6 protein-coding genes are annotated in these 4,715 nt (G+C 75.9%); 4 read left to right on the top strand and 2 right to left on the bottom strand.

What is annotated here, in order from left to right; genetic code table 11:
• The 3 genes from ACVMLK_RS19850 to ACVMLK_RS19840 form a co-directional block, all read left to right on the top strand.
• Positions 1 to 190 (top strand): hypothetical protein (locus ACVMLK_RS19850; protein WP_457487394.1); only part of this gene is annotated, 190 nt, incomplete at its 5' end.
• Between the two features lie 87 nt (positions 191 to 277).
• Positions 278 to 1,540, top strand: a complete 1,263-nt coding sequence (locus tag ACVMLK_RS19845) for an MFS transporter (protein ID WP_198368026.1) — start codon at positions 278 to 280, stop codon at positions 1,538 to 1,540.
• Complete coding sequence (locus ACVMLK_RS19840; protein WP_198368027.1) at positions 1,537 to 2,121, top strand: histidine phosphatase family protein; 585 nt, start codon at positions 1,537 to 1,539, stop codon at positions 2,119 to 2,121. Before ACVMLK_RS19845 ends, ACVMLK_RS19840 begins: the two co-directional genes overlap by 4 nt.
• A 136-nt stretch (positions 2,122 to 2,257) precedes the next feature.
• Here the strand turns inward: ACVMLK_RS19840 and ACVMLK_RS19835 are convergent, their stop codons facing one another.
• A complete protein-coding gene (locus tag ACVMLK_RS19835; protein ID WP_198368028.1) occupies positions 2,258 to 2,695 on the bottom strand; it encodes a PaaI family thioesterase in 438 nt (145 codons plus the stop codon).
• Positions 2,696 to 2,727: 32 nt separating this feature from the next.
• A complete protein-coding gene (locus tag ACVMLK_RS19830; RefSeq protein ID WP_198368029.1) occupies positions 2,728 to 3,450 on the bottom strand; it encodes an aspartate/glutamate racemase family protein in 723 nt (240 codons plus the stop codon).
• Positions 3,451 to 3,618: 168 nt separating this feature from the next.
• Between ACVMLK_RS19830 and ACVMLK_RS19825 the strand changes: the two genes are divergently transcribed.
• A partial coding sequence (locus tag ACVMLK_RS19825; protein WP_457487393.1) for a DNA translocase FtsK 4TM domain-containing protein occupies positions 3,619 to 4,715 on the top strand: 1,097 nt, incomplete at its 3' end.

The raw sequence follows: 4,715 nt of genomic DNA, 5'->3' as shown, positions 1-4,715 counted from the left end.
CTTCGGCACCCGCGCCAAGGCGGCGCTGCTGGACGACCTCGCGGGGCTGCAGGCCCGGCTGGCCGGGGCCGCGCTGCGCGGCGTCCTGCCCCGGGCGGAGGCGGCCATCCGCATCGCCCAGGAAGCGGCGGCGCGGCCCGACCTCGCCGGCGTCACCGTGGCGGTGCGGGAGCTGGCCAAGGTGGCCTGAACCCGGCCCGGGGGCCGTGCGCTTTCCCTGGGCCATGGCCGGGCGCCCCCCTGGCCATGGCCGCCCCCACCGGGCATGGTCACGCCCATGCCGGCATATCCGACCCTGAAGATCTGGGCCTGGGCGCTCTACGACTGGGCCAACAGCGCCTTTCCCACCGTTGTCTCCACCTTCGTCATCGCCGCCTACTTCACCCAGGGCATCGCCGCCACGCCCGCCGAGGGGCAGGCGATGTGGGGCTGGATGCAGACGGCGGCGGGCCTCGCCATCGCCCTCCTCTCCCCCGTGCTGGGCGCGGTGGCCGATGCCGGCGGGCGGCGGCGCGCCATGCTGCTGCTCTGCACGCTGCTCACGGCCCTCTGCACCGGCCTTCTCTGGTTCGCCGAGCCCGATCCCGCCTTCGCCGTCCAGGCGCTGGTCTGCGTCGGCCTCGCCACGGTGGGGTTCGAGCTGGGCACGGTCTTCTACAACGCCATGCTGCCCGGCGTGGCACCCCCGGCGCGGCTCGGGCGCATCTCCGGCCTGGCCTGGGGGCTGGGCTATGCCGGGGGGCTGGCCTGCCTGGTGCTCTGCCTGCTGCTGCTGGTCCGGCCCGATCCCGCGCTCTTCGGCCTGGACCGCGACGCGGCCGAGCATCTGCGCGCCACCGCCCTGCTGGTCGCGGCCTGGATGCTGCTTTTCGGCTGGCCGGTGCTGGCCCTGCTCCCCGATCCGCCACCGCCGCGCCCGGGCTGGGCGGAGGCGGCGCGGCGCGGGCTGGACGAGATCGCCGGCGTGCTGCGCGGCCTGCCGCGCAACCCGGCCGTCGGCCGCTTCCTGCTGGCGCGGCTGTTCTACACCGACGGGCTCAACACCCTCTTCGCCTTCGGCGCCGTCTACGCCGCCGGTGTCTTCGGCATGGGCTTCGAGGAGATCCTGCTCTTCGGCATCGCGCTCAACATCACCGCCGGCCTCGGCGCCGCCGGCTTCGGCCTGATCGAGGACCGGCTGGGCTCGCGGCGGACCATCCTGGCCGCGCTGGCCGCCCTGCTGATCCTTGGCCTCGGCCTGGTGCTGACCACGGACAAGACGCTCTTCTGGGGGCTGGCGCTGCTGCTCGGCCTGTTCCTCGGCCCGGCGCAGTCGGCCTCGCGCAGCTACATGGCGCAGCTCGCCCCGCCCGGCGAGGTGGCGGCGCATTTCGGCCTCTTCGCGCTCTCGGGCCGCATCACCGGCTTCCTGGGTCCGGCCGCCCTGGCGGCGGTGACCACGGCGACGCAGAGCCAGCGCGCCGGCATGGCCACGGTGCTGGTCTTCCTGGCGCTCGGCGCCGTCATCCTGCTGACGGTGCGGGAGCCGCGGCGCGCATGAGCCTCGTCCATCTGATCACCCATCCCGAGGTCGCCATCGACCCCGCCATCCCGGTGCCGGACTGGGGCCTGTCGGAGCGCGGCCGGGTGCGGGCCCTGGCCATGCCGCGCCAGAGCTGGGCCCGAAGGCTGCGGCTCGTCGCCAGCAGCGCGGAGCGCAAGGCGCGCGAGACGGCGGCGATCCTGGCCGCGCCGCTCGGGCTCGAGGTCGTGGTCGATGCCGGACTCGGCGAGAATGACCGCAGCGCCACCGGCTTCCTGCCCGGCCCGGAGTTCGAGGCCACGGCGGACCTGTTCTTCGCCCATCCCGAGGTGAGCATCCGGGGTTGGGAGCGCGCCGTCGATGCCCAGGCCCGCATGGTGGCGGCGGTCGGGCGGGTGCTGGGCCTGGCCGGAACGCCGGGCGATATCGCCATCGTCGCGCATGGCGCGGTGGGAGCGCTGCTGCTCTGCCACCTGGCGGGACAGCCGATCAGCCGCGCGGCGGACCAACCGGGCGAGGGTGGCGGGAACATCTTCACCTTCGGTCGCCAGGACCGCGCGCTGCGGCAGGGCTGGCGGCGGATCGAGGCGGCGTCCTAGCCCGGGCGGAGCGCCCGCGGCGAGCCCGCTTCCTGGCCCCGCCTCGGGGCCGGAAGGCCCGGGAGGAGGGCCTTCGTCCCCTGGCGCCCTTGTCCTCCATCGGGCTCGGCTTCGGCGGGCGCGGGCGGCGGGACGGTCAGGCGCCTTCGGCCGGGCTGCCCTCGACGCTCTCGCTGCCCTTGCGCCAGCGGTGGGTGGAGGCGCCGAAGGCCACCATCCGGCCCGCGGCGTCGAAGACCTCCGTGCGGGCGAAGAAGATGTTGCGGCCGCGCGAGACCACCTTGCCCTCCGCCACGATCTCGCCCCCGCTGACCTGCCCGGTGAAGCGGCAGTCGAGATCGATGGTCACCGCCTTACGGAGGTTGCCCGGAACGCTGCACCACAGGCCGGCGAAGGCGGCCGCCTGGTCGATCAGCGACAGCATCACCCCGCCATGGACGATGCCGCTGCGGTTCATGTGCTGCGGCCCGGCATCGCAGACGACACGGGCGAAGCCGTCCCGCCATTCGATCAGGCGGATGCCGAGCAGCTCGTGATAGGGCGGGGGCGGGTCGGAAAGATCGGTCCTGGACATGGCGCTTTCGTGCGCCGGCATGTTGCGCCGCGTCAAGGCTCCAGCCGCGCCGCCAGGGCCGGGGCGAGGCCGGTGGTCGGCGTGGCGCCCGGACCCGGCGGCACGGGCAGCGGACGCGCCGCGACGCGCAGCAGGCAGTCCAGACTGTCCAGCACCGGAACCGGCAGGCGCGGCGCCAAGCGCGGCGCGAGCCCGGCCAGCCCCGCGCCGCCCAGCACCACGACGCCGGCCCCCGCCGCGACCGCTTCCGCCGCCTCCGCCGCCAGCAGATCCAGCGCCCGCTCGGGCTCGCGGGCGATCATGTCCCCGGTCGGCGCCACCGCGCGCACCAGGACCGAGCCGGGCGCGCATCCCCGGCTGGCGGCGAATTCCTCCAGCATCGGCACCCAGGCCGCGCCGCCGGTCAGCAGGGCCACGCGGGGCGCCATCTCCAGCGCCACCCGCAGGCTCGCATCGGCCATGCCGGTCACCGGGATGCCGGCCAGCTCGCGCGCCGCGTCCAGCCCGGGATCGCCGAAGCAGGCGATGGCGATGGCCTCCACCGCGCCCGCGTGTTCGGCGACCCGCTCCAGCACCGCATGGCCGGCAATGGCGGCGGCGGTGCGGCTGGCGATGTAGCGGGCGCCGAACCGCGCCGTCGCCGGAATCAGCCGGAGGTGAGCGAGGCCGAGGCCCGGCAGCGCCGCCTCGGCGAGGCGCAGCATGCGGCCGGTCATGGCGGCGTCGGTATTGCCGTTCAGAAGCAGGATTCGCACAGGCTTCGGACCTTCCCGGAGAACCGGCGCAGGATAGCGGCGCCACACCGCGCGGGGCAGCCCGCGAGTCGCGGCATCCGTCACTCCCGGCGGCCGCGCTTTCCTTTCAAACCAAACTCTTGCCATGCTAGGTTGCATTCCTCACTCAGCAGCAGACGACCGAGGCCCATGCCGCGCGCTTTTGCCGACCGCCACAGCGACCCCTCCCCCAGCCCCGCCGCCGGCCGGCTGGGCCAGGAGTCGGGCCGCTTCGCCTCGCCCGCGGTCATGGCGGCGCTGCGCCGGCGCGGCGCGGAACTCGCCGGGCTGGTGCTGGCCCTGGGCGGCGTCGGCCTGCTGCTGGCCCTGGTCAGCTACAATCCGCGCGATCCCTCGCTCTCCACCGCGACCACCCTGGAACCCACCAACCTCGCCGGCACCGGCGGCGCCGTCACCGCCGACCTGCTGCTGCAGGGCTTCGGCTGGGCCGGGATGCTGCCGGTCGCGGTCAGCCTGGGCTGGGCCTGGCGGCTGGCGACGCATCGCGGCCTGTCGCCCTTCGCCGGGCGGGTCGCCGCGGTGCTGGCGGCGCTGCCCCTGCTGGCCGCCGCCTTCAGCCTGGCGCCGCTGCCCGCCGGCAGCCCGGCCATGCCAGGGCCGGGCGGCGCCGTGGGCGCGCTGCTCGCCGGCAGCATCACGCAATGGGCCGGCGACCTGCTGGGCCCCTTCGGCCACGTGATCGGGCAGGTCGGCATCGTCGCCCTGGCCGGCTCGCTGTCCTTCGCGGCGCTGGGCGTGCCCCTGCTCGCCTGGCGCCAGGCGGGACGGATGGCGGGCTCCGCGGCGCGCGGCGGCGCCAGCGTCACCGCGCGGGCGCTGAAGCGCAGCATCGTCGTGCCGGAGGAGCCGCCGCCCTATGCCCGGGCCTGGCAGGAAGAGGCGCCGGCCGCCGGCGAACCGAGCCTTGGCAGCCGCCTGGCCGCACCCTTTCGCGCCGTCAGCGGCGCCATGGGCAGCGCGGTCAGCCGCCTGACCCAGCGCAGCGAGGCGCCCTCGCCGCAACTCGCCGCCATGCTCAGGGCCGCCGATATCGCCGCGGCGGAAGGCACGGCGCAGCCCTTCGCGCCCCCCGCCGGCGCTCCCCGGGGCGTTCCCGGCCGTCCGCGGGCCGAGCCGGCGATGCCGCCGCGCCCCGCTCCGGTCCATCGCGCCCCCGCCCCCGTCGCGGAGGCCGATGACGAGGATGACGACCGGATCCAGGCCCCGCCCCCGCCGGTGCGCAAGCC

This window comes from Teichococcus aerofrigidensis (assembly GCF_054073225.1).
This window is presented reverse-complemented; position numbering and strand designations above follow the sequence as displayed.

Bases quoted from the DNA above. Each gene is read 5' to 3' on its own strand.
- ACVMLK_RS19845 (WP_198368026.1), top strand. From the start codon at position 278: ATGCCGGCATATCCGACCCTGAAGATCTGGGCCTGGGCGCTCTACGAC.
- ACVMLK_RS19840 (WP_198368027.1), top strand. From the start codon at position 1,537: ATGAGCCTCGTCCATCTGATCACCCATCCCGAGGTCGCCATCGACCCC.
- ACVMLK_RS19835 (WP_198368028.1), bottom strand. From the start codon at position 2,695: ATGTCCAGGACCGATCTTTCCGACCCGCCCCCGCCCTATCACGAGCTG.